The 24,113-nt window shown below is 72.1% G+C and carries 17 protein-coding genes; 9 read left to right on the forward strand and 8 right to left on the reverse strand.

The window, feature by feature from the left end; translation table 11 throughout:
* The first annotated feature begins 51 nt into the window (after positions 1-51).
* Positions 52-207, forward strand: coding sequence for a hypothetical protein (locus AB0L00_RS34790; protein WP_364441482.1), 156 nt, complete (start codon positions 52-54; stop codon positions 205-207).
* Between the two features lie 21 nt (positions 208-228).
* On the opposite strand, the gene AB0L00_RS34795 is transcribed toward AB0L00_RS34790, so the two are convergent.
* Complete coding sequence (locus tag AB0L00_RS34795) at positions 229-984, reverse strand: MgtC/SapB family protein (protein ID WP_364441483.1); 756 nt, start codon at positions 982-984, stop codon at positions 229-231.
* 174 nt (positions 985-1,158) lie between these two features.
* Here AB0L00_RS34795 and AB0L00_RS34800 point away from each other — a divergent pair, with 174 nt between their 5' ends.
* The 4 genes from AB0L00_RS34800 to AB0L00_RS34815 are packed head-to-tail and all read left to right on the forward strand — an operon-like array spanning position 1,159 to position 9,538.
* Positions 1,159-1,737, forward strand: coding sequence for a hypothetical protein (locus AB0L00_RS34800; RefSeq protein WP_364441484.1), 579 nt, complete (start codon positions 1,159-1,161; stop codon positions 1,735-1,737).
* 24 nt (positions 1,738-1,761) lie between these two features.
* The gene (locus tag AB0L00_RS34805; protein WP_364441485.1) at positions 1,762-3,837 is read left to right on the forward strand and encodes a flotillin family protein; all 2,076 of its coding nucleotides are present in this window, start codon (positions 1,762-1,764) and stop codon (positions 3,835-3,837) included.
* Between the two features lie 31 nt (positions 3,838-3,868).
* Entirely contained in the window at positions 3,869-8,818 is a 4,950-nt protein-coding gene (locus tag AB0L00_RS34810) for a DNA repair ATPase (protein WP_364441486.1), read from the forward strand.
* Positions 8,819-8,836: 18 nt separating this feature from the next.
* Positions 8,837-9,538, forward strand: a complete 702-nt coding sequence (locus tag AB0L00_RS34815; RefSeq protein ID WP_364441487.1) for a class I SAM-dependent methyltransferase — start codon at positions 8,837-8,839, stop codon at positions 9,536-9,538.
* A 21-nt stretch (positions 9,539-9,559) separates the two neighbouring features.
* Here AB0L00_RS34815 and AB0L00_RS34820 read toward each other — a convergent pair whose 3' ends face one another.
* The 7 genes from AB0L00_RS34820 to AB0L00_RS34850 form a co-directional block, all read right to left on the reverse strand.
* Positions 9,560-9,922: a hypothetical protein gene (locus tag AB0L00_RS34820; RefSeq protein WP_364441488.1), complete on the reverse strand. Its 363-nt coding sequence runs from the start codon at positions 9,920-9,922 to the stop codon at positions 9,560-9,562.
* A 3-nt stretch (positions 9,923-9,925) separates the two neighbouring features.
* Positions 9,926-10,414 (reverse strand): SPW repeat protein, encoded by a 489-nt coding sequence (locus AB0L00_RS34825; RefSeq protein ID WP_364441489.1) that lies wholly within the window; start codon positions 10,412-10,414, stop codon positions 9,926-9,928.
* A 321-nt stretch (positions 10,415-10,735) separates the two neighbouring features.
* Positions 10,736-14,941: a glycoside hydrolase family 38 C-terminal domain-containing protein gene (locus tag AB0L00_RS34830; protein WP_364441491.1), complete on the reverse strand. Its 4,206-nt coding sequence runs from the start codon at positions 14,939-14,941 to the stop codon at positions 10,736-10,738.
* Positions 14,942-14,958: 17 nt separating this feature from the next.
* Positions 14,959-15,801 carry a carbohydrate ABC transporter permease gene (locus AB0L00_RS34835; RefSeq protein ID WP_364441493.1) on the reverse strand — a complete coding sequence of 281 codons (843 nt, stop codon included), beginning with the start codon at positions 15,799-15,801 and terminating at the stop codon, positions 14,959-14,961.
* Position 15,802: 1 nt separating this feature from the next.
* Positions 15,803-16,723, reverse strand: a complete 921-nt coding sequence (locus AB0L00_RS34840; protein WP_345349843.1) for a sugar ABC transporter permease — start codon at positions 16,721-16,723, stop codon at positions 15,803-15,805.
* Positions 16,724-16,763: 40 nt separating this feature from the next.
* Complete coding sequence (locus AB0L00_RS34845; RefSeq protein ID WP_364441494.1) at positions 16,764-18,110, reverse strand: extracellular solute-binding protein; 1,347 nt, start codon at positions 18,108-18,110, stop codon at positions 16,764-16,766.
* A gap of 188 nt (positions 18,111-18,298) precedes the next feature.
* On the reverse strand, positions 18,299-19,738 hold the full coding sequence (locus tag AB0L00_RS34850; RefSeq protein ID WP_364441496.1) for an extracellular solute-binding protein: 1,440 nt from the start codon (positions 19,736-19,738) through the stop codon (positions 18,299-18,301).
* A gap of 142 nt (positions 19,739-19,880) precedes the next feature.
* Here AB0L00_RS34850 and AB0L00_RS34855 point away from each other — a divergent pair, with 142 nt between their 5' ends.
* The 4 genes from AB0L00_RS34855 to AB0L00_RS34870 all read left to right on the forward strand — a co-directional run bounded on the left by AB0L00_RS34855 (position 19,881) and on the right by AB0L00_RS34870 (position 24,095).
* A complete protein-coding gene (locus tag AB0L00_RS34855) occupies positions 19,881-21,077 on the forward strand; it encodes an aminotransferase class I/II-fold pyridoxal phosphate-dependent enzyme (protein ID WP_364441497.1) in 1,197 nt (398 codons plus the stop codon).
* A 138-nt stretch (positions 21,078-21,215) separates the two neighbouring features.
* Complete coding sequence (crtI, locus tag AB0L00_RS34860) at positions 21,216-22,760, forward strand: phytoene desaturase family protein (protein WP_364441498.1); 1,545 nt, start codon at positions 21,216-21,218, stop codon at positions 22,758-22,760.
* Positions 22,757-23,752, forward strand: coding sequence for a phytoene/squalene synthase family protein (locus AB0L00_RS34865; protein WP_364441500.1), 996 nt, complete (start codon positions 22,757-22,759; stop codon positions 23,750-23,752). The genes crtI and AB0L00_RS34865 overlap by 4 nt, the downstream gene beginning before the upstream one ends.
* A 1-nt stretch (position 23,753) precedes the next feature.
* Positions 23,754-24,095, forward strand: a complete 342-nt coding sequence (locus tag AB0L00_RS34870; RefSeq protein ID WP_364441502.1) for a lycopene cyclase domain-containing protein — start codon at positions 23,754-23,756, stop codon at positions 24,093-24,095.
* Positions 24,096-24,113 lie beyond the last annotated feature (18 nt).

The raw sequence follows: 24,113 nt of genomic DNA on the forward strand, positions 1-24,113 counted from the left end.
GTTAGCCCAGCGATAACCCTGTCTATACGCAGGCGGCGTGACGATGAGGTCATGACCATCCCGACGGCGGCGATCGCGCCGGCCGCCGTCACGGTTCACTTCCCGCACTACGGCCACCAGGCCGCCACCATCGGGGTCAGCATCCTGGCCATCGTGCTCATCGTGGCCGTGATCGCCGCCATCCGCACCAACCGGCGACGCCGCTGACCGCGGCCTCGTTCGGTGCCCCTACGCCAACCCGGCCGCCGGATCGTCGACGGTGTGCCAGTGCACCGCCTGGATGCCCGGCTCCAGCGACAGCCGGGCGATGAGTTGTTCGAGCCGGGCCGGCGCATCCCCGGGGGCGCGTACGTCGGCCGACAGTTGCACCGTCGCGGTCGCGGCCTCGTCCGCGGGGGGCCGGTCGGGCGCCGCCTCGGGGCGCCTGGTGTGCAGGCCGCACAAGATGACCTGGTCGCCGGTGGTGTGCTGGACCAGCAACGCCCGGATATGGGCTTCGGTGGTGGCGTCGCAGGTCACGTGCAGCTGATAGGGGCGCAGGTCCTCCTCCTCGCCCGGCACGTCATGGTCGATCAACCGGCCGAGCGGCCGCCCGAGGGTGTGGACGGCCAGGATCGTGACGGTGGCGATCGCGGCGAACCCGAGGTGCCCGGCGGCGGCCAGCACCCCCACGGCGGCCGAGCACCACAACGTCGCCGCCGTGTTCAGGCCGCGGACGTTGAACCCGTCCCGCAAGATCACGCCACCACCGAGGAAACCGATACCGGAGACGACGTAGGAGGCGACCCGGGTCGGGCCGCCGGCATCACCGGCGGCGACCGAGTACAGCACGAACAAGGTCGATCCCACGGCGACCAGCGCGTTGGTCCGCAATCCGGCCATCCGCGCCCGCCACTGCCGCTCCGCGCCGATCAGGGCCCCACACCCCAGTCCCACGGCCAGACGCGCACCGAACTCCGCGCCCGACAAGGCGTGCACCACCATCCGCCCACCCCCGATTCCTGTGTGCCGTATGTCACGTGGCTTCGGCGCGGAAATGCGGTACGGTTCTCTCCGCGACGAACGTATTTCGCCGCATAAGCGGAGATTTCCGTTTATAGGTGCGCCGGGAAGCCTGGTCGGCAATGCTGATAGGGCTATGCCCACGGGGAGGCGCCGGTGACCGAATTCATCCACGCGGCGCTCGCCTTTCCGGCCGTCGTTCTCGGTGTCCTCTTGGCCGTGGTCCTCGCCTACTGGCTGCTGGTCGTCCTCGGAGTGCTGGACGCGGCCGCGACCATGGTCACGGCGGTGGCGCTGTCGCTTTTCACGGCGCTCGCGTGGTTCGCCGGGGTGGCCGGCACCGTGCTGCTGCGCCGCGACCACCTGACCGGGACGGTCCCGGCGATCGGGCTGCTCGCCGCCGCGCTCATCGCGTCGTTCCTGGTCACCCGGCTGCTGATGCGGCCCCTGCGGTACATGATCCCTGAGGAGGCCCTCCCCTCGCGGCGGGACTTCGTGGGCCGGATGTGCGTCATTCGCACCAGCCGGGTCGACCTGACGTTCGGCCAGGCGGAGGTGCGCGCCGCCGATGGCTCGGCCGCCGTAATCCAGGTTCGCCAGCAAGGGAACCAGTCGGGCGAGGAGATCCTCAAAGCAGGCAGTACCGCACTGATCTTCGACTACGACGCCGACGGCGAGTTCTTCTGGGTGATGCCGTATGACGCCGAGCTCGATCCGCACCGTCGAATCAACTGAATTCCCCCGCGAGAAGGACCACTGATGGACTCCATCGGCATCGCGATCGCCGTGCTCGTCGGCGCGATTCTGATCGTCGCTCTGGGCACCTGGTACCTGTTCAGCCGCCTCTTCCGGAAGGTCGAACAGGGCCGGGTCCTCATCATCTCCAAGATCAAGAAGGTGGACGTCACGTTCACCGGGGCGATCGTGCTGCCCGTGCTGCACAAGGCCGAGGTGATGGACATCTCGGTGAAGACGATCGAGATCGAGCGCAGCGGCCGCGACGGCCTGATCTGCCGTGACAACATCCGCGCCGACATCAAGATCACATTCTTCGTCCGGGTCAACAAGACCGTCGAGGACGTCATCCAGGTGGCGCAGGCGATCGGCACGCAGCGGGCCAGCCACGAGGAGACGCTGCAGACGCTGTTCAACGCGAAGTTCTCCGAGGCGCTGAAGACGGTCGGCAAGCAGCTCGACTTCGTGGACCTGTACACGCACCGGCACGAGTTCCGCGACCAGATCGTGGCGCTCATCGGCACCGACCTGAACGGCTACCACCTCGAGGACGCGGCCATCGACCACCTCGAGCAGACGTCGCTGGAGAGCCTCAACCCGACCAACATCCTCGACGCCCAGGGCATCCGGAAGATCACCGAGCTGACCGCCCTCGAGCACGTGCGCACCAACGAGTACCAGCGCAACGAGGAGAAGGAGATCACCCGCCAGAACGTCGACGCGCGGGAGGCCATCCTCGAGCTCGAACGTCGCCAGGCCGAGGCGGAGGTCAAGAAGAAGCGGGAGATCGAGACCGTACGGGCGCGCGAGGAGGCCGAGATCGCCAGGGTCCAGGCCGAGGAGCGGCTGACCTCGCAGACGGCGCACATCCGCACCGACGAGCAACTGGGCATCCAGCAGGAGAACCGCAACCGCGAGATCGCCGTCGCGGAGAAGAACAAGGAACGCGTCATCGCCGTCGAGAACGAGCGGATCGAGAAGGACCGCATGCTCGAGGTGATCGCCCGCGAACGGGAGACCGAGCTGTCCCGCATCGCCAAGGACAAGGAGGTCGAGGCGGAGAAGCGGGAGATCGCCGAGGTCGTCCGCGAGCGGATCGCGGTGGAGAAGACCGTCGCCGAGCAGGAAGAGATCATCAAGAGGCTGCGGGTCGTCGAGGAGGCCGAGCGCACGCGCCAGGCCCTGGTCATCCAGGCCGAGGCCGAGGCCCAGGAGAACCTGGTCAAGGGCATCAAGGCCGCGGAGGCCGCCGAGGAGGCCGCCAAGTTCAAGGCCCGCGAGGAACTGCTGCTCGCCGAGGCCCGGCAGAAGACCTCCGAGCTCGACGCGCAGGCCAAGATCCGGCTCGCCGAGGGCGTCCAGGCGGAGGCCGCCGCCGAGGGCCTGGCCGAGGTCCAGGTCCGCGAGCGCGACGCGGAGGCGATCGAGAAGGTCGGCCGCGCCGAGGCCGCCGTCAACCGGGAGAAGGCCCTGGCCGAGGCGGAGGCGATCGAGAAGGCCGGTCGCGCGACGGCCGTCGCGAACCGCGAGCAGGCCCTCGCCGACGCGGACGGGATCCGCGAGAAGCTCAAGGCCGAGGCCGAGGGCCTGACCGACAAGGCCGCCGGCATGGCCGCGATGGACGACGCGACCCGCGGGCACGAGGAGTACCGCCTGCGGCTGGCGGCCGAGAAGGAGGTCCGGCTCGCCGGCCTCAACGTGCAGCGCGAGGTCGTCGAGGCCCAGGCGTCCGTGCTGGCCGCCGGTCTGGAGAAGGCCGACATCGACATCGTCGGCGGCGACAGCGACTTCTTCGACCGGGTCGTGGGCGCGATCAGCGTCGGCAAGGGCGTCGACGGGTTCGTCGAGCACTCCGACGTGGCTCAGCGGCTCGCCGGCCCGTGGCTGAACGGCTCGCGCAGCCTGCCCGAGGACCTGGCCCGGATCGTCGGCTCGATCAAGACCGACGACGTGAAGAACCTGACCCTGTCCGCCCTGCTCATGCAGCGGATCAAGGCCGGGGGCGCCGACGGCGACAAGGCGCGTGAGCTGCTCGACCAGGCCGAGCGCCTCGGTGTCGCGGACGCGGCGATCTCCAACATGGCAGTGGTCGAGAGCTGAGCCGGATCACCACGAGGACCAGAGGAATCGCGTGACCGAGGGCGGGGAGACGCCTGCCGGGCCGAGCCTGGACGCGGGCACCTACGAGGTGCTCCGCGCCCGGCTCGGCGAGCAGGCCAAGGAGCTGGTCCGGCGGGCCGAGGCGCTGAACGCCCGGCGGCTGGAGGTGTTCGGCGGCACAGAGCTGCGGCTGGTCGGCACCGAGCGGATCCGCACGGAGCACAACTGCGTGCCGCGCGACATCGTCGCGGTCGGCGGGCTGATGCTGTTCGGCTTCAACGTGTTCATCGGGTTGCGGCCGGAGACGACCGTCGGCGACGTGTTCGCCCTCTACCGGTTCGTCCGGGACGGGGACGAGTTCCGGTTCGAGGCCACCGACGGCGCCGAGGGCGCGCCGGGACTGCTGCGCGACCCGCGCTTCGAGCGCGACTTCGCGGAGCTGTACCGCTACTACCGCGACACGCGGCTGCTGCAGCTCCGGCGGGTCGACGCCAAGCTGCTCGCGGTCTTCCAGACCGGCCTGACCGTCGAGCACGACAACCGCGTGCTGCGCTGGACGGTCGGCACCGACGGGACGGCCACGTACCAGGACAACCTGGGCGAGCCGGACCACGTCTTCCCGCCCCCGTACGACTTCGAGTGGGTCGAGACCACCCGCGACGACCACGTCCTCGGCCGCCACCCGCACATCTCCATCGAGGACGAGGTCTTCGTCGAGACGGTCGGCGGCGACCTCACCGTCAAGGTCGAGAACAACACCGAGACCGGCGAGGGCATCTACCGCGAGCCGGTCGCCGAGCCGCTGCAGAGCCTGGCCGACGCGGAGGTCCAGTACGCCCGGGTCGGCGCGCTGATCCTCCTGCGGATCCGCCCGTACAAGGAGGAGGACTGGCGCTACCTCGTCTTCAACACCCACGCGAAGACGGTCGCGCGCCTCGACGGCATCGGGCAGGCCTGCCGGCGGCTGCCCGAGGAGCACGGCGTCATCTTCCCCGGCGGCTACTACCTGGTGACCGGGGCGGCGAAGACGTTCGACACGGACGTCGACCGGCTGGAGTACGAGCGGATGATCCGCTCCACCAACGGCGAGGACGTCCTGTACGTCTTCCACGCCCGCGAGGCCGGCCGGTACCTCCTGCTGCCGTACAACGTGATCCGCAAGGAGGTCGCCACCCCGATCTCCTGCCACGGCTACTCGCTGTTCGACGACGGCACGCTCGTCGTCTTCCGCGCCGACACCGACGAGCCGACCCGCGTGCACGCGATGCAGGTGTGGCAGACGCCGTACCTGTCGGACGCGTACGCCGCGGCGCAGCCCGCCGGCACCGGGCCGCTGGAGCGGGTCGGCAACGCCGACCTGGTCCGGGGCATCTCCGACTGCCTGTCGGTGGCCCGCATGGTCGAGGAGACGACCCCGTCGGCCGGAGTGTTCGAGGCGCTGATCGCCGGGTGCGAGCGCGCCTTCGACAAGTACCACTGGCTCCCCGACCCCGAGCTCGGCGACCTGCGCGTCCCGCTCGCCGACGTACGGGCGACGGCGGGGCAGGTCCTGGAGGAGTTCGAGACGGTCCAGCGGCTCACCGCCCAGGCCGCCGCCGCGCTCGCCGAGACCGACGAGAAGATCACCACGCTGATCCGGCTCACCCGGGGGGACTCCCCGGACAGCGCGGACGGCTGGGTCACCCGGCTGACGGAGCTGCGCCGCGCGCAAGGCCGCCTCGTCACGCTCCGCGACATACGGTACGCCGACCTCGCCCGGATCGACGACCTGGCCGACCGGCTGAGCGACGAACTGGGCTCGACCGGCCGGCGCGCCGTCGAGTTCCTGCGCGAGTCCCAGGCGTTCACCGCCTACCACGAGGAGATCGACCGGCTGCTCGCCGCCATCGAGGGGATCGGCGCCACCGCCGAGGCCGTCCCGCTCCGCGAGCGGCTCGCCGAGGTCTACGAGGGCCTGGAGGTCGTCACCGACGTCGTCGGCACCCTCGACATCGGCGACGCGACCGTGCGCACCTCGATCCTGGAGCGGGTCGGCGAGGTGCTGGCCGGGATCAACCGGGCGCAGGCGACCCTCGACGCCCGCCGCCGGGAGCTTCTCGACGCCGAGGGCCGGGCGGCGTTCGCCGCCGAGTTCGCGCTGCTCGGCCAGGCCGTCACCGGCGCGCTGGCGATGGCCGACACGCCCGACGCCTGCGACGACCAGCTCGGCCGCGTCATGCTCCAGCTGGAGAACCTGGAGTCGCGGTTCGCCGAGTTCGACGACTTCGTCACCGAACTCGCCGCCAGGCGCGAAGAGGTCTACGAGGCGTTCTCCGCGCGCAAGCAGACCCTGCTGGACGAGCGCGCCCGCCGCGCCGACCGCCTCGCCGAGTCCGCGACCCGGATCCTCACCGGCGTACGCCGCCGGGCCGCCGCCCTCGGCTCGCTCGACGAGATCAACGCCTACTTCGCCGCCGACCCGATGGTGGAGAAGGTCCGCGCCGTCGTCGGGCAACTGCGCGCCGCCGGGGACGCCGTACGCGCCGAGGAGCTCGACGGCTCGCTCAAGACCGCCCGTCAGGAGGCGGGCCGGGCGCTGCGCGACCGCGCGGACCTGTACGAGGACGGCGGCGAGAGCATCCGGCTCGGCACGCACCGGTTCGCGGTCAACACCCAGCCGGTCGACCTGACCCTCGTCCCGCATCAGGGCGGCATGGCGTACGCCGTGACCGCGACCGACTACCGGTCGCCGGTCCGCGACCCGGCGTTCGCGGCGACCCGGCCGTACTGGGAGCAGACCCTCGTCTCCGAGACCCCCGAGATCTACCGCGGGGAGTACCTAGCGGCGGAGGTGCTGGCGGAGACGCCCATGGACGTGCTGCGCCGCGCGGCCGAGGACGGCGGGCTGCCCGCCCTGGTCCGCACCGCCGCCGAGGCCCGCTACGACGAGGGGTACGAGCGCGGCGTGCACGACCACGACGCCGCGCTCATCCTGGCGGCCCTGCTGCGGCTGCACGCGGACGCCGGACTGCTGCGCTACCCGCCGGCCGCCCGCGCCGCCGCCCAGCTCTTCTGGGCGCACGGCGCCGACGAGGCGGCGCGCCGGTCGTGGCGGACCCGCGCCGCGTCGCTGGCCCGCGCCCGCGCGGCGTTCGGCGAGTCGCCGGCGGCCGGGGCGCTGCGCGCCGAGCTGACCGCCGCCGCCCTCGCCTTCCTCACCGGGAACGGCCTGCACGGACCCGGCGCGGCCGTCCGGATCCTCCCGCCCGAGGACACGGGCGACCTCATCGGGGAGTACCTCTTCGAGGAGCTCGCCGCCGAGTCGGCGGGCTTCGTCACCGGCGCCGGGGCCCGCTCGCTGCTCGACGGGTTCCGTACCGCGCTCGGCGGGTCTCCGGGGTACCGCGACGACCTGGCCGCCCTGGAGGAGGGCGATCTGGCCGCCCGGCACCAGCTCATCGAGGCGTGGCTCGGCTCGTACCTCGCCACCACCGGCGGCGCGGCCGACGACCTCGCCGAGGCGGTCGCGATCGAGCTGTGCGGCCCGCTCGACCGCTACGACACGTCCGCGCCGCTGACCGCGACCGTCGAGGGACTGCTCGGCGCGCATCCCCGGATCGGCGGCCGCCGCCTGGAGCTGCGCCTGGACGAGAGCGTCGCCCGGACCCGCCGGTTCCGCGCCGAACGCGTGCCCGCCTACCGTGCGTACCAGCGGCTCCGCGGCGAGCTGGTCGCCGCCGAACGCGAGCGGCTGCGGCTGGAGGAGTACCGGCCGCGCGTGCTCAGCTCCTTCGTGCGCAACCGGCTGCTGGACGAGGTGTACCTGCCGCTCATCGGCGACAACCTCGCCAAGCAGCTCGGGGCCGCCGGCGACGCCAAGCGCACCGACCAGATGGGCCTGCTGCTGCTCATCTCCCCGCCCGGCTACGGCAAGACGACGCTCATGGAGTACGTCGCGGGCCGGCTCGGCCTGATGTTCGTCAAGGTCAACGGCCCGGCGCTCGGCCCGTCGGTCACCTCGCTCGACCCGGCGGACGCCCCGGACGCGACCGCCCGCCAGGAGGTCGAGAAGATCAACTTTGCCCTGGAGCTGGGCAACAACGTGCTGCTGTACCTCGATGACATCCAGCACACCTCACCGGAGCTGCTGCAGAAGTTCATCTCGTTGTGCGACGCGCAGCGCCGCATCGAGGGCGTCTGGGACGGCCGCACCCGCACGTACGACCTGCGCGGGAAGCGCTTCGCGGTCTGCATGGCGGGCAACCCCTACACCGAGTCCGGGCAGCGTTTCCGCATCCCCGACATGCTGGCCAACCGCGCCGACGTGTGGAACCTCGGCGACGTGCTGTCCGGCCGGGAGGACCTGTTCGCGCTCAGCTACCTGGAGAACTCCCTCACCTCCAACCCCGTGCTCGCGCCGCTGTCCACCCGGGACCGGGCCGACGTCGAGCTGTTCGTACGGCTCGCGCAGGGCGACACGACCGTGTCCCCGGACCGGCTCGCGCACCCGTACTCCGGCCCGGAGGTCGAGCAGATCACCGCGGTGCTGCGCCGGCTGCTGCGGGTCCGGGAGGTCATCCTGGCCGCCAACCGCGCCTACATCGCCTCGGCGGCCCAGGCGGACGCCTCCCGGACCGAGCCGCCGTTCCAGCTCCAGGGCTCGTACCGGAACATGAACAAGCTCGCGGAGCGGATCGTTCCGGTGATGAACGAGGCCGAGCTCGAGGCGGTCATCGACGACCACTACCTCGGCGAGGCCCAGACGCTCGCCTCCGGGGCCGAGGCCAACCTGCTCAAGCTGGCCGAGTTGCGCGGCACGCTCACCGCCGAACGGGCCGACCGCTGGGCGGCGGTCAAGGCGGCCTACCAGCGAGGCCAGGCGCTCGGCGGTGCCGAGGACGACCCGATGACGCGGGCGGTCGGCGCCCTCGGCCTGCTCGCCGACCGCGTCGCCGCCGTGGAGTCCGCCATCACCCGGGCGATTGACGGACCGGCTCGATGATCATGAATACTGGGCCCCATGGTGCGGTTCGCTGACTTCGACACCCGCGGCTACCGGATGGTGGACGTACGGACCGGCTACGGGCAGTGGGTGGGCACGTACGAGGAGACGGTCGAGGACGTCATGGACCTCGCGCTGCTCGACCGGCTCACCGAGCCCTCCTGGGAGACGGTGCGGCGCGCCGTCGACCTGGGATGCGGCACCGGCCGGACGGCCGCCTGGCTGCGGCGGCACGGCGTGACCGCCATCGACGGGGTCGACCTCACCCCCGAGATGCTCGCGGTCGCGCGGTCGAAGGGCGGCCACGACCGGCTGTTCGAGGCCGACGTGACGGCGACCGGGCTCGACGGCGGCGCGTACGACCTGGTCATCGCGTCGCTCATCGACGAGCACCTGGCCGACCTGACGCCGTTCTACGCCGAGGCCTGGCGCCTGGCGGAGCCGGGCGCGCTGTGCGTGATCGTGGCCTTCCACCCGCACTTCATCATGGCATCGGGGATGCCGACCCACTTCACGAGCGCGTCGGGCGAGCCGATCGCGATCACCACGCACGTCCACCTGCTGAGCGACCACGTCATGGCCGGTGTCACGTCCGGCTGGCGTCTCGTCGAGATGCGGGAGGGCGTCATCGACGACCGGTGGCTCGCGGTCAAGCCCAAGTGGGAGCGCTACCGCAACCACCCGATCTCCGCCGTCCTGGTCTGGCGCAAAGACGCCTGACTGGGCCTCCCACGCCCCGGCTCAGGACTCGTCGGGATTCTCCAGCCGGAAGAAGTTGCTCGGTGAGCCGTCCGCCTTGTGCTCCTGGTAGATGAAGTTGAGGTCGCGTTCGTCGAAGGTCTCGAACCAGTCGTCCCAGGAGATCTCCTGCAGGTCCTGCCCTCCGTAACCGGGGAAGTCGAGCAGCAGGCGCCCCGGCCTGCCCTCGTACTCACTCCCGGGCGGCGTCGCAGGGTGGGCGCCCCGTTCCTCGGCCCAGTGACGGATCACGTCGTGGTCGGTGGTCACCAGGCTCCTCCCCGGGCGTTCCTCGTGCTGCTCGGGTGAGGTGATCTTCTGCTCGTACTTGTGCTCGCCCTTGATCGGGTGATCTGACTCAGGCATCGCTCACATCATCCCGCGTCGCGGCGTCGGCCTGCCGGGCTGCATCGACATCTCATGGTGCCGCCGGTGCGACATCATCCCGAGCGCGGCCGCGCCGAGGCCGAACAGGGTGATCAGGGCGCCGGTGAGGACGTTGTTGACGATCGTCGACGTCGTGGCGCTGGACCCTCTGATCACCCACGGCGCGATGATCGTCCAGATACCGATGAGGGGCACGACCCAGGCGACGCCGTGGGTGCGCCCGTACGCCGACGTGAAGCCGAGCGCCAGGAGTGTGACCGCGATACCGGTGATCAGGTTGTTCACGGTCAGTGTGGTGGTACGGCCGTGGAAGTTGACCACCCACGGTGAGATGCACAGGTACAGGCCGCTCAGGAAGGTCAGGCCATCGAGCGTGTGGGCGGACGTCGTCTCGGCGACGCGGTCATACCGTGCGCGAAGCGCAGCTATGTCGGGATGTTCCTCGATGCCGGGCATAGGGCGCGCGGACATGTGACCCACCACCTTTCTTTTGAGCGAATCAGTCGCTATTTCGGCTTTTTCCCGCTGGCACAACGGCAACTCCGTTTGAACGCAACGGTTTCGTCAAATCGGGTGATCTTTGCCTGTTGACCGCAGAGCCCGCGGACCTGGAGCCGGTGCCGGCGATCGGGCAACGGCACGAATGCTCGGTGATCTCGACCGGGAACCGGGACAAGCCGCCCAGAAGTACCGCTGGCCGTTTTCCTTTACCGAGCGATCCGCCCAGCCGAGTGGCGGTGGACGAGTGCGGGGGGATGCGGGGCCGGGAGGCGCGGCCCCGCATCCCTCGGATCAGAGCGTGATCTCGACGGGGATCGTTTCGGTGTAGTGGAGGCGGCCGAAGTACGTCACGCGGACCAGGGCCCACCAGGCGCCCGGCCGGGCGGTGCGGGCCGCGTGGAGGTGGAACGGGACGACGGTCTCGGCGCCCGGCGCCACCTCGAAGCCCGCCGTCCACGGGGTGATCAGAACGTCGGCGCCCGGGCCCCAGGTGCCGTACGGGCTGATCAGCTGCGCCTCACCGCGGATCGGCGCGGCGGCGGAGTTGCGCAGCCGTACGGCGATCTCGCCGTCGTCGCCCGGCCGGAGCAGGGCAGCGGACGAGGTCGTCTCGACGTGCAGCGGTTCGCCCGCCGGGGCCGCGCCGACCTGGACGGTGACGACGTCCTCGATGAGCTGTCCGAGGTCGTCGCGGATGCGGGCGCCCACGAAGTAGGTGCCCGCCGTGTCCGGCGCGTCGACGGTCAGCTCGTACTCGGCGAACTCGCCGGGCGCGAGCCGGTAGTCCAGGGCCGGGCCGGTGACGGTGAGCCCGTCCGGCACGTCCAGCTCGACGCGTCCGGCCGCCTCCCGGCCCGAGGCGGCGACGGTGAGGCGGATCCGCCCGGGACCGTCGAGCCGTTGCGGGGACAGGTGCACCGCGACCGGGAGGTTGCCGACGGGGGCGGGGCCCTTGTTGTGCAACCAGTAGCGGCCGAACACCGGCTGGGCCGGTTCCGCGGCCGGGCCGAGCGCGACGGTCCCGGTCGCCGTGCCGGGGGCCGGGCGCAGGCGGACGGTGGCGACATCGGCGGCGCCCAGGGGGATCTCGGCCGTTCCGTCCACCGGGGCCGCCTGGCCGCCGGACTCCAACAGGTCGGTGCGGGACGCGTCCGTGACGCCGGTGAACAGGCCGATCCGCGCCGTCGCCGGGCGGCCGGCGGATTCGTACACGCGGACGGTGACCCCGTCGGCGGGGTCGGCGTCGCCGGGCAACGCCGCGGCGAGGGGATCGCCCACCGGCTTGAGCGCGGACAGCAGCACGTTCGCCGGCTCGACCGTCACCAGGCCGTCGCGGGGCGCGGGCACGCCGGAGTGGGCGGCCGTGGGCCTCGCCAGGACTTCGTGGTTGTACTCCTGACCGGCGCGGACGAAGCCGGCGGCCCGCCAGTCGCCCGCCCCTGAGGTCAGGGAGTAGCCGAAGGTGTGGTTCCAGTGCTGCCACGACAGGCTCGACCCGTCGGGCGCCGTGCGCAGCGGGCCGTCGACCCACACCCCGCTGGGCCACGTGCTGCAGGAGCGCATCAGGTTGAGGTACACCCGGCCCTCCGGCGTCGTGACGGTGCCCGGCAGGCCGGCGTTGAGCAGCGCGACCGACCGGCCGGCGTACGGCGCGTCGGACCCGTCCAGTCCGGCCGGTCGCCGAACGTCTATCGTCGCGTCGCCGAGGTCGGCGCACAGGCCGGCGACGTCACCGGCGACGATCAGCACGGGCAGGTCCCGTACGCCGCGTACGTCCGCGTCCGGGACCCAGATCTCGGCGAGCGGGCGGGCGGCGGGCACGAACACCCGGCCGTGCTCGGCCAGCGCCGCGGCGTAGGCCGGATCGGCGGCGGCCAGGACCTCGGCGGCGAAGGCGTTCTCCTCCGGGCCGCCGAGGACGATCCGGGCGTCGGGGAGGTTGGAGTCGACGTCGAGCGCGCCGTAGCGGGGGCCGTCCGGGCGGCCGAACGTCGCGGTCACGCCCTGCGCGGCCAGCGCGGTCAGCACCGCACGGGCGGGCTCGCCCTCGTCGGTGCCGATCACCTCGGCCACCCCGACGGCGTGCTCCTCCTGGGAGCCGTCGTCGCCGGTCAGCGCGACGCGTACGGTCGCGCTCAGCGCGGTCCAGGTGTGGGCCGGGTTGTCCAGCGTCCACAGGCTCTCGGCGGTGTCCGCGTCGGGGAACCCGAAGGGCCGGCCGATCGCGGCGAAGCCCACCTCGGCGACGGGCCGGCCGCCGGGGACGTCCAGGTCGAAGCCCACGCGCAGCAGGTGGTCCTGGCCGATCGAGCCGCCGACGTGGGTGCGGAAGTCCACCCGGTCGACGCCGTCCCACAGCAGGACCTCACCGGTGATCGTCAGCCCGTCGAGGGTCGTCTCGGTGACGATCCGGCGGCCGACCGGGCACTCCTCGACCCGCACGGAGGCGGGGCGGGCGCCGGTGCCGTGTCCGGGGCCGGCCGGCAGCAGGTGCCACGGGCCCTCGCCCCACGTCGGGTGCGTGGGGTGCTCCTCCTGGAGGTACAGCTCGCCGCCCAGGCCGCCCGGCCGGATCAGCTCGTCGCCGGTCCGCAGGTCTCGGATCGAGGTGAGGGCGCCGCCGCGGGCCGGATCGGCGGTCACCGCGAACGCCGCGTTGCTCGCCTCGGCGCCGTCGGCCGGCGTCCAGCCCGGAGGCAGGTCGTCGGCGTCGACGACGTGGTAGACGCGGTAGCCCAGCGAGGGCACCGCGCGGGCGAGGAAGGTCAGCGTGACCTCCTCGACACCCCCGCCCGCCGCGGTCCGTACGCCCTCGGCGAGGCAGGGGACCGGCTCTCCCGCGTCGTCGACGAGGCGCAGGCCGGGGCGCGGCTCCTCGAACGTGAGCCGGACGGTGGTGATGCCGTCGCGCGCCCAGGACAGGGTGTTCGCCACGATCACCGGCCGGCCCGGGCCCGTCGTGTCGGCCCGTGCCGCGAGGTGGTCGAGGGCGGCCGTGCGGACGGTGTCGCCCAGCTCGTACGCCTCCCGCCACCCGGCGAGCAGGTCGACGTACACCTGGTCGGATTCGCTGCCGGTGATCGCGTCGTGGTGGGCGCCGTACGCGAGCAGCCGCCAGGCCTTGTCGACGGCCTCCGCCGGGTAGGACGCGCCGGTCAGCGCGGCGAGCGTGGCGAGGCGTTCGGCGTCGAGCACCGCGACCTCGGCGACCCGCTGCGCCTGCTTCGTGTCGATGTAGGAGACGTCCTTGCCGGTGTAGACCGGGTTCATGTCGCGGGTCTGCGGCACCGGCACGGCACGGCGTTCGCCCAGCTCCTCGCGTACGGCGGCGAAGAACTCCTTGGGCAGGCCGACGACGAAGCGCGGCCAGACGTAGCGCTTGTTCCAGTCCCGGTGCACCTCGGTGCTCCACCGGGACGGGATCACGTGGTCGCCGCCCACCGGCAGCAGGACGTTGCGGGTGGCCGCGACCGGGCGCAGCTCACTGAACTGGCCGTACGCCAGCTCCGTGGCCTCCTCGAGCGTGCGGGCCTGCTCCTCCATCACCCAGCCCGCGCTGTAGTGGTTGGCCATGTACGCGGTCAGCAGGCCCCGCCCGCTCGGGGAGATCCACTCGAACTCGGCGGGGAACTGCATCCGCTCGTTGTCGCCGACGTGGCGGTTCGGGCCCCACATGTGGAACGGGCCGCGCGCCCAGGCCGAGGAGGTGAGCCCGGCGTCGGCCATCAGCCCCGGATAGGCCGGGTCGTGCCCGAACACGTCGAGCATCCACGCCGAGCGCGGGTCGCCGCCGACCACGTCGCGCTGGTACCCGATGCCGTAGACGGCGTTGCGGATGGTGGACTCGGGGTGGGTGAGGTTTGTGTTCGGCTCGTTGTAGTTGCCGCCGACGATCTCGATCCGGTCCTCGTCGAGGAACCGCCGCAGGTCCGCGCGGTCCTCCGGGTGGACGTCCCAGTAGGGCTTGAGGTAGTCGACCTCGGCCAGCACGAACTTGTAGTCCTCGTCGCGCCGGGCCGCGTCCAGGTGGGCGCGGACCAGGTCCAGCGCCGTCCGGACGGTCGACGGCCGGCGTTCCTCGGCGGCGGGCAGGTCGTAGTAGGTCGCGGTGAACCCGGCCTGGCTGTTCCACCACACCGGGTCGTAGTGGAAGTGGGAGACCATCCACATGGTCCAGCCGGTGACCGCGGCGACGATCTCGCCGTCGAGGGTCGCGCGGTCCGCGCCCGGCGTCTCGGCGACGGCGGTGACGCGGCGGACGGCGCCCTCGGTGACGGGCTCGGCGAGGCGTACCCCGACCTCGGCGACCAGGGTCTCGCCGGGGTCCAGGCGGGTGACGACGGTGGGCTCGGGGGTGCTCACGGCCGGGCCGGTGAGCGAGACCCGGATCTCGGTCAGGGGGGAGTCGGCCCCGGTCAGCGTCACACGGACGATCTGTCGGGGATGCGACGTCGAGCCGGCGAACAGGTCGGTCGACTCGATGGCGGCGATGCGCATGAAGGCTTCCCTCCGGCTCAGCCCTTGACGGCGCCCTGCATCGCGAACGCGTTGCCCAGCGTGCGCTGGGCGACGGTGTAGAGCAGGACGACGGGCAGCGAGTACAGGATCGAGAACGCGGCCAGCAGGCCGTACGAGGCCATGCCGTTGAGACCGAAGTACTGGTAGATGGCGACCGAGGCGGGCTGCTTGCCCGGATCGATCAGCAGGATGAACGGGACGAAGAAGTTTCCCCAGGTCAGCGTGAAGGTGAACGTGAACACCACGGTCGTTCCCGGGACCATGAGCGGCAACACGATCCGCACCAGGGCCCGCAGACCGTTCGCGCCGTCCACCCAGGCCGCCTCCTCCAGGGAGATCGGCACCTCGTCCATGAAGTTCTTCATCATCCAGATCGCCATCGGCAGCCCGGTGGCGGTGAGGAACAGGATGGTGGCGGGGATCGAGTCGAGCAGGTCGAGCTGGACGAACAGCCCGTACACCGGAACCATGATCGCCGTGACCGGCAGCCCGGTCGCGAACAGCAGGCCCAGCAGGACCGGCCGGCCGAACCTGCGGCCGTAGCGCGACAGCGGGTACGCGGCCGGCGCGGCGAGCAGCAGCGTGAGCAGCGCCGAGCCCAGCGACAGTACGAGGCTGTTGGCCAGCGAGCGCAGGTTGTCCCCGGTGAGGACGTCGACGAAGTTGCGCAGCGTCGGCGCGTCGGGGATGGACGTGTCCGTCGTCGGAGTGCTGGAGACCGAGGCCAGGAACAGCCAGCCGAACGGCGCGAGGAAGGCCAGCGCCACGAGGGCCAGCACGACGTAGGCGGCGACCGCGGCGGTGCGCCGTCCGGGCGCGGTGGGGGAGGCGAGCGCCATGTCACACCTCCTTCCGCATGGCCCGCAGGTACACCAGTGAGAACACGGCGCCCACGGCCAGCAGCACGATCGCCAGCGCGGCGCCGTAGCCCAGGTGGTAGAACTTGAACGCCTGCTGGTACATGAAGATCGGCAGCGTCTGGCTCTTGGTCCCGGGTCCGCCGCCCGTCATGACGAAGATCAACGTGAACACCGCCAGCGTCTGCAGCGTGATCGTCATCAGGTTGGTCAGCATGGACCGCCGGATCAGCGGCAGCGTGATGTGCCGCAGCCGCGCCCAGCCGGACGCGCCGTCCACCGCGGCGGCCTCGATCAGCTCGTCCGGCACGTTCGACAGCGCGGCCGAGTAGACGAGCATCGAGAACGCCGTGCCGCGCCACACGTTCGCGATCGTCACCGCCGCGAGGGGGTTGCTGAACAGCCAGCTCCCGCCGTGCAGGCCGACCGCGCGCAGGATGGCGTTGAACGTGCCGTGGTCGGACAGGAACGCGTACCACATGAATCCCGCGACCAGCTCCGGCAGCACCCACGCGCCCACCACGATGCCGCCCACCACGGCGCGGACGATCCGGTGCCGGCCGTTCATGAGCAGGGCGAGCGCGAGGCCGCCGAGATTCTGCCCGATGACGGCCGAGCCGAGGACGAAGACGACCGTCAGCCACAGGGACTTGGCGAACGCCGGGTCGGCGAACATCTCCCGGTAGTTGCGCAGCCCGACCAGGTGCGGGCTGCTGGCGCCCGCGCCGGTCAGCGCGATGTCGGTGAACGACGCGTAGACGCACCACAGGATCGGCCCGACGAAGAACAGCGCGAGCAGGCCGAAGGCGGGCACCAGCGGCAGCGCCCGGCCGACGGCCCGCCGCCCGCGCCGGGCGGGCGGGCGGCGGGTGACGGTGCGCTCGGGCAGGCCCACGGCCACCATCAGGGCGTCGTCCCTTCGACGAGGAAGCGCGTACGGGCCATCAGGACCTCGCCTCCACCTTGTCCGGCCCGGCGATCTGCTTGACCTGGCCGGCGAAGTCGTTCATCGCCGACTGGGGCGAGGACTGGCCGGTCACCACCGCCTCGCTGGCGGCCTGCAGCTGGTTGGAGATCTGCGGGTAGACGTTGTACGCGGGCCGGTACTGCGTGACGGACACCAGGTCGGTGAAGAACCGCTGGGTCGGGTTGCCCTCGAGGTACTTCGGGTCCGCGACGACGTCCTTGCGCACCGACACCTGCGTCGCCTTGATGTAGAAGAACAGCGAGTTCTCCTTGTTCAGGGCGAGCTGCACGAGCTTCCAGGCGGCCGACGGGTTCTTGGTGCGGGCGCCGACCGACAGCAGCCAGCCGCCGGACAGCGACACCTTGCCGGGCGCCTGGCCGTTCTGCGTGGGCATGGCCGCCGTGCCGAGCGTGCTGGACCACTGCGGCCAGGCGTTCGCCCCGCCGGGGATCCACGCCTGCGGCAGCCAGGAGCCGTCGAGGGCGATGGCGAGCTTGCCCTGCGGCAGCTCCTGCCCGCCGACGTTGTCGCTCCAGTGCGGGTCGAGCGCCTGCTGCTGCGTGGGGCCCAGCCCGGAGGAGTAGACCGTCTTGAGGAAGTCGAAGGCCGCGCCCATGCCCTTACTCGGCACGACCCACTTCTTGGCCTGGTCGTCGTACAGCTTGTCGTCGGTGCCGTACAGCAGCATCTCGAAGCCCTGCATGGAGGACGCCTCGCCGACGCCCTTGCCCGCGTAGACGTTGAGCGGGATCACGCCGGGGACCTTGGCCTTGATCTGCCGCGCGGCGGCGAGGATGTCGTTCCAGGTCTTCGGCTGCCAGTTCGCCGGGAGCCCGGCCTTGGCGAAGATCTGCTTGTTGAACCAGAGACCGCGGGTGTCGGTGCCCATCGGAACGCCGTACGTGTGGCCGTCGGCCGCCTTGCCCGCGACCTTGGCCGCGTCGACGAACTGCGACCAGTCCGGCCAGGACTGGAGGTTGGCGTCGAGCGGCATGAGGAAGCGCGCCTCGGCGTCGGAGTTCACGAAGAAGGTGTCCTCGTAGGCGACGTCGGGGGCGGTCTTCGGGGACCGCCGCATGAGGTTGAGCTTCGTGTAGTAGGAGTTCTCGTCCGCCTCGATCGGGATGAGCTTGAGCTTGATACCGGGGTTCTGCTGCTCGAAGACGGGCTTGATCTTCTTGAACAGCTCGTCCGCGCCGATGAAGTTGCCGAACTTCTGGTACGCGACCTTGATCGTTTTGCTGTCCGAGGATCCTCCGCCGCAGGCGCTCGCCGACGCCGCGACCATGACCGCCGTCATCACCAGTGCCGATTTACGACGCATGTGCGCTCCCTCCGAAGGGATTTGCCACTGTGCTGTGGCAAATGTGGAAGCTGGAGCGTTCCACGTCAAGAGGTACGAGCGAATGGGTTACGAACGCGTTACGTGAACGGCGTCGGACTCACGCCGGACGGCGGGCTCCGCGGCGAGGCGTCCGATTCGGGCCCGTGCCGCGCGGTCAGGCGTCCGGTTCAGGCGCGGACGACGGGCAGGCCGGTGATCGCGCTGATCCGGTCGGCGGCCAGCGCGACGCCCGCCGCCGGGCTCCACCGCCGGGTCAGCACGCCTTCCAGCAGCGCCTGGAGCTGCGCGGAGACCAGGGCGTAAACCGAAGCCGACGGCCGTACGACCGCGTGATCGAGCAGCGCCGCCGTCTGGGCGTGGAACGGCGACACCGGCGCCATGGCGTCCAGCACGCTGCGGCGCGGCGGGAGCTGACCGGTCTCCGCGCACACTTCCGCCAGACGGTCCGGCGCCGTGGCCGCGCGCAGCAGCCGCATCGCCAGGTGGGGGTTCCGCGCCTGGCGGGGGATGCAGTAGACCATCCCGCCGCACAGGATCGCCGGCGGCCCGTGCGGGCCCGCGGGCAGCGGGACGAACCCGAACCGCTCGCCGACCTCGGGCAGCGCGGTGCCGGTCTCCTCGGCGATCAGCTCGGCGTGGTAGCTCGCGCCCACGAACAGGTCCGCGCGCCCGGCCGCCAGCAGCCGGGCCGCCCTGTGCCGGTCGTAGGTCACCACCTCGGCCGGCAGCACGCCGTCGTCGACGAGTCGCCGCAGGAACCGCAGCGTCTCCACGGCGGCGGGGGAGTCGAGCGTCACCGCGTCGGCGGTGAAGATCGTCGCGCCGTTCGCGGCGAGCAGTCCGACCAGCGCGTACGTGGCGGTCTCCGTCGCGGCCGGGCCGCCGGGCATGACCAGGGCGTGCCGGTCGCGGGGCAGGCCGGCCGCGAGCGTGCGCCCCAGGGCGCGCAGCTCGCGCCAGGTGGCCGGCGGGGCGATCCCGGCGGCCGCCAGGGCCTCGCGGCGATACCACAGGCCGGTGACGTCCGCCTGGGCCTGGACGGCGACGATGTCGTCGCCGTCCAGGCGGTACGCGTCGGCGAACGGCGGCAGGAAGTCGGCGTCGTGCTCGGCCGCGACCCACTCGGGGTCCAGCTCGCCGATCGGCGTGAGCATGTGCGACTCGGCGAACTCCGCCACCCATACGGAGTCGACGAGCGCCAGGTCCGGGCCCCGGCCCTCGGCGATCGCCCGGCGGAACATCGTCCGCAGCTCGCTCAGCGGCGCCGATGTGATCGACAGCCGCAGGTCCTTGCCGGCCGCCTCCCGCAGTTGGCCGGCCCAGGCCTGGTCGCAGGTCATCACCGAGACCTCCGGAGCCGCGCGCAGCGCCCGCATCCACTCCGGGTTCACGAACGTGCCGCGCCGCCGGTGCCGTACCACGACCCCCTCGGCCGCCAGCTCCGACAGCGCCCGCGCGACCGGCGTACGGCTCAGGCCGTACGCCGCGCACAGGGCGTGCTCGGTGGGCAGCCTGCCGTCCATGCCGTAGTGACCGCTCTCGATGTCGGCGAGAAGGCGCCGCTTCAGGCGGTAGTAGGCGGGCAGTGGCTGCTGCGCGATGTCCATGGACGTCCTCGGTCGGTGATCAGGCCCAGCATATTTGTCGTCCACAGACGACAAATACCTGTGCGCGGCCGTTCTGACCATGGGCCGCGGGCGGCCGAAGGGCGCGATGACCGCTGGATCGTCTGTGGCCGAAGATGGGGCCATGAACTCACCGCAGGACAAAACGCACGCCGAGACCAGGACCGTTCACCCGCCCGTCGTCGAGGTGGAGGGGAGTCGCCCGGTCGGCGTGCCGATCTACCAGGGTCACCTGTTCGCCTTCGACGATGCGGACGCGATGGCGGAGGCGTTCGGCGGTCCCGAGGGCGCGTTCTTCTACAGTCGGCTCGGCAACCCGACCGTACGGGTGCTGGAAGAGGCGGTCACCGACCTCGAGGGCGGGGCCGCGGGACTCGCCGCGGCCTCCGGGATGGGCGCCATCAACGCGGTGCTGCTCGCGCTGCTCGGCTCGGGCGACCACGTCATCGCCCAGGGCTGCCTCTACGGCGCCACGATCGCGATGCTAGACGACCTCGCCGCGCGCTGGGGCGTCGAGGTGACGTACGTTTCCGGTTCCGACCCCGAGCAGGTCCGCGCGGCGCTGCGTCCGAACACGCGCGTGCTCTACCTGGAGACGATCGCGAACCCGACCACCCAGGTCGTCGACCTGCCCGCGCTGATCGCCGTGGCGAAGGACGCGGGCGTGCTCAGCGTGGTCGACAACACGTTCGCGAGCCCGATCCTGTGCCGTCCGATCTCCCACGGCGCGGACGTCGTGGTCCACTCGGCCACCAAGTACCTCGGCGGGCACTCGGACGTGCTCGGCGGCGTGGCGGTGTTCGCCACCGAGGAACTGCACCGGAAGGTCTGGCACTACGCGGCCGAACTCGGCGCCTCCGCCGACCCGTTCGTGTCGTGGCTGACCGTACGGGGGATGCAGACCCTGGCCCTGCGGATGCGGCGGCACTGCGACAACGCCCTCGACCTGGCCGGCCGGCTCGCGGGCCATCCCGCCGTGGCGTCCGTCCGGTACCCGGGCCTGCCGGACCACCCGGATCACGAGGTCGCGGTCCGCCTGATGCCCGAGGGCCAGGGTGGCGTGCTGGCCTTCGACCTGGCCGGCGGGCGTGAGGCCGGGCGGATCTTCGCGGGAGCGGTGCGGCTGGCGGCCCTCACCCCCTCGTTCGGCGGCGTGAAGACGTACGTCCTGCACCCGGCGAGCACCTCGCACCGGCAGCTCGGCGACGAGCAGCTCCGGACGGCGGGCATCGGCCCCGGCACGATCCGGGTCGCGGTCGGCATCGAGCACCCCGACGACCTGTGGGCGGACCTCGAGCAGGCCCTCGCCAAGGCCGGTTAGGCACGGCCGCCGCCGGTCGCGACCCGGGCGGTCCGGCATCGAGCGGATCTTCGGGTCAATCCCCGCGTCGCCGCCCTGAACTGCGGGAATGACGGTCTGCCGGTGCTTCGGCGGCGGATACGCGGGTACCCGAGGGGCATGCGCACTGTCGGGGGGAGCACCGACCGGATCGTGGTGATCGGCGCGGGGTTGTCCGGGCTGTCCGCCGCACTGCACCTGGCAGGGCAGGGCCGTGAGGTCATCGTCGTCGAGCGCTGCGACGGACCCGGCGGCCGGGTCGGCCGCCGCGACGTCGGCGGCTACCTGACGGACACCGGGCCCAGTTGGCTGACCATGCCCGGCATCATCGAGGACACCCTCGCGACGGTCGGCGCGTCGATGGACGACCGGCTGCCGATGGTGCGGCTCGACCCCGCCTACCGGGCCCACTTCGCCGACGGGACCGTACTCGACGTCCACGCCGACGAGGACGCGATGGCCGAGGAGATCCGGATCTTCGCGGGGCCGAGGGAGGAGGCCGCCTTCCGGCGGCTCCGGCACTGGCTCGTCCAGTTGTACGAGGCGGAGTTCGAGCGGTTCATCGCCGCCAACGTCGACTCGCCGCTCCGGATGCTGGGGCCGAGACTGGCGCACCTGACGCTGATGGGCGGCTTCATCCGGTGGGACCGCCTGGTCGCCCGGTACATCCGCGACGAACGGCTGCAGCGGATCTTCACGTATCCGACGCTGTTCGGCGGCCTGGCGCCCCACCGGGCCCTCGCGATCTACGCCGTGGTCGCCTACATGGACATCGTCGGCGGCGTCTTCTTCCCGTACGGCGGGATGCGCGCCCTGCCCGACGCGTTGGCGGGCGCGGCGGCGGACGCCGGCGTCTCCTTCCGCTACGCCACGACCGTCGTCTCGCTGGAGCGCCGGGGCGGCCGCGTCGTCGCGGTCCGCACCGAGGAGGGCGAACGGATCGCCTGCGACGCGATCGTGATCAGTTGCGAGTTGCCGACGGCCTACCGGTTGCTGGGCGGCCCCCCGCATCGCGTCCTGTCGCTGCGACCCGCGTCCTCGGTGATCACGCTGCACATGGCCGCGGCGAGCACGTGGGCGGGGACCCTGCACCACAATCTGCTCTTCGGGCAGGCGTGGGAGAGCGGCTACGACGATCTGACCAGCGGCCGCCGGCTGATGCGCGACCCGTCGCTCCTGCTGACCCGGCCGACCGCCACGGACCGCTCCCTCGCCCCGCCCGGGCTGCAGTTGCTGTCCCTCCTGGTCCCGGTTCCGAACCTGGTCGACCTGCCCGTCGACTGGAACGACCTCGGACCCGAGTACGCCCGTCGGATGCTCGACATCGTGGCGGGCCGGCTCGGCGTCGCGCCGAGCACCGTCGACCTGCTCCACCTGACCACGCCGGCCGACTGGCAAGGGCAGGGCCTGGTCGCCGGCACGCCCTTCAGCCTGGCGCACTCGCTGCCGCAGACGGGGCCGTTCCGGCCCGCCAACCTCCCGCGCTCGGCGGACAACGCGGTGCTGGCCGGCTGCGGCACCGTGCCCGGCGTCGGCGTCCCCGCGGCCCTGCTGTCCGGCCGGCTCGCGGCCGATCGCATCACCGGCGTCCCCCGGGGGCGGCGCGGCCTGATCGCCGGCCCGAGGGGCCGCCTCGTCGCCCCCTCCGCGGGCGGACGGCGATGACGGGCCGGATCCGGCACCGGGCGGCGCCGGAGACGGCGGCCGCGCGCCGGGAGCTGGACGCCGCCGGGATCACCGATCCGTTGCTGCGCGCCTCGTACGGCCGGTGCCGGGCGCTCAACGCACGACACGGGCGGACGTACTTCCTGGCGACGCGGCTGCTGCCGCCGCCCCGGCGGCCGGCGGTGCACGCCCTGTACGGGTTCGCCCGGCACACGGACGACCTGGTCGACGAACCCGGGCCGGAGCGCGGACCCGACCGGATCGCCGCGCTGCTGGACGACGTCGCCGCCGCGCTCACCGCGGGGCTGCGAGCCGGCCGGAGCGACCATCCGGTGCTCGCCGCCGTCGTGGACACCGCGGGCCGGTTCGCCATCTCCGGCGCGCTGTTCACGGCGTTCCTGCGCTCCATGCGGATGGACCTCACCGTCACCGGCTACCCGACCCGGGCGGCCCTGCGCGACTACATGTACGGGTCGGCCGAGGTCATCGGCCTGCAGATGCTGCCCGTGCTCGGCACCGTCTGCGATCCGGCCGAGGCCGTACCGCACGCCACGGCCCTCGGGCGGGCGTTCCAACTGACCAACTTCCTGCGCGACGTCGGCGAGGACCTCGACCGGGGCCGGGTGTACCTGCCCGCCGACGAGCTGGCGGCCTTCGGTGTCGACCGCGAGCTGCTCGCCTGGTGCCGGCGGACCGGCCGCGTCGATCCGCGCGTCCGGCGCGCGCTGGCGGACCAGATCGGCCGCACCCGGGCGATCTACCGGCTGGCCCGCCCGGGGATCGCTCTGCTGGACCCGGCCGCGCGGCCCTGTATCGCCACCGCCTACGCGCTGTACTCCCGCATCCTCGACCGGATCGAGGACCGCGGCCACGACGTCTTCGCCGGCCGGGCCACCGTCGGGACCGGGCGGCGGCTGACCTACGCGGGATCCGCGGTGGGCCGCGTCCTCTGGACCCGTGCGGTGCACGCGCCTCCCGCCCGGAGGCGGTGAGGTGGACCACCTGCGCTATCTGCTGCTGCTGGCCGGCTGCCTGGCGGTGACCCTGCCCCTGGAGCTGTCCGGCAGCCGGGTCTACCGGCGCCCGGCCCGGCTGGCGCGGGCCGTGCTGCCCGTCGCGGCGGTCTTCCTCGCCTGGGACGCGGTCGCGATCGCGGCCGGCGTCTGGTGGTACGACCCGCGCTACCTCGTCGGCGTCACGCTGCCGCTGTCGGTGCCGCTGGAGGAGGCGCTGTTCTTCGTCGTCGTGCCCGTCTGCGCGGTGCTCACCCTGGAGACCGTACGGCGGCTGCTCCTCCGGGTCCCGGTCCGCGCACGGACGGAGCGGCGCCGATGACCGAGCGAAGCGAGGGAA

This window comes from Actinoallomurus sp. NPDC052308 (assembly GCF_040679195.1).
GTDB classification, from domain to species: Bacteria; Actinomycetota; Actinomycetes; order Streptosporangiales; family Streptosporangiaceae; genus Actinoallomurus; species Actinoallomurus liliacearum.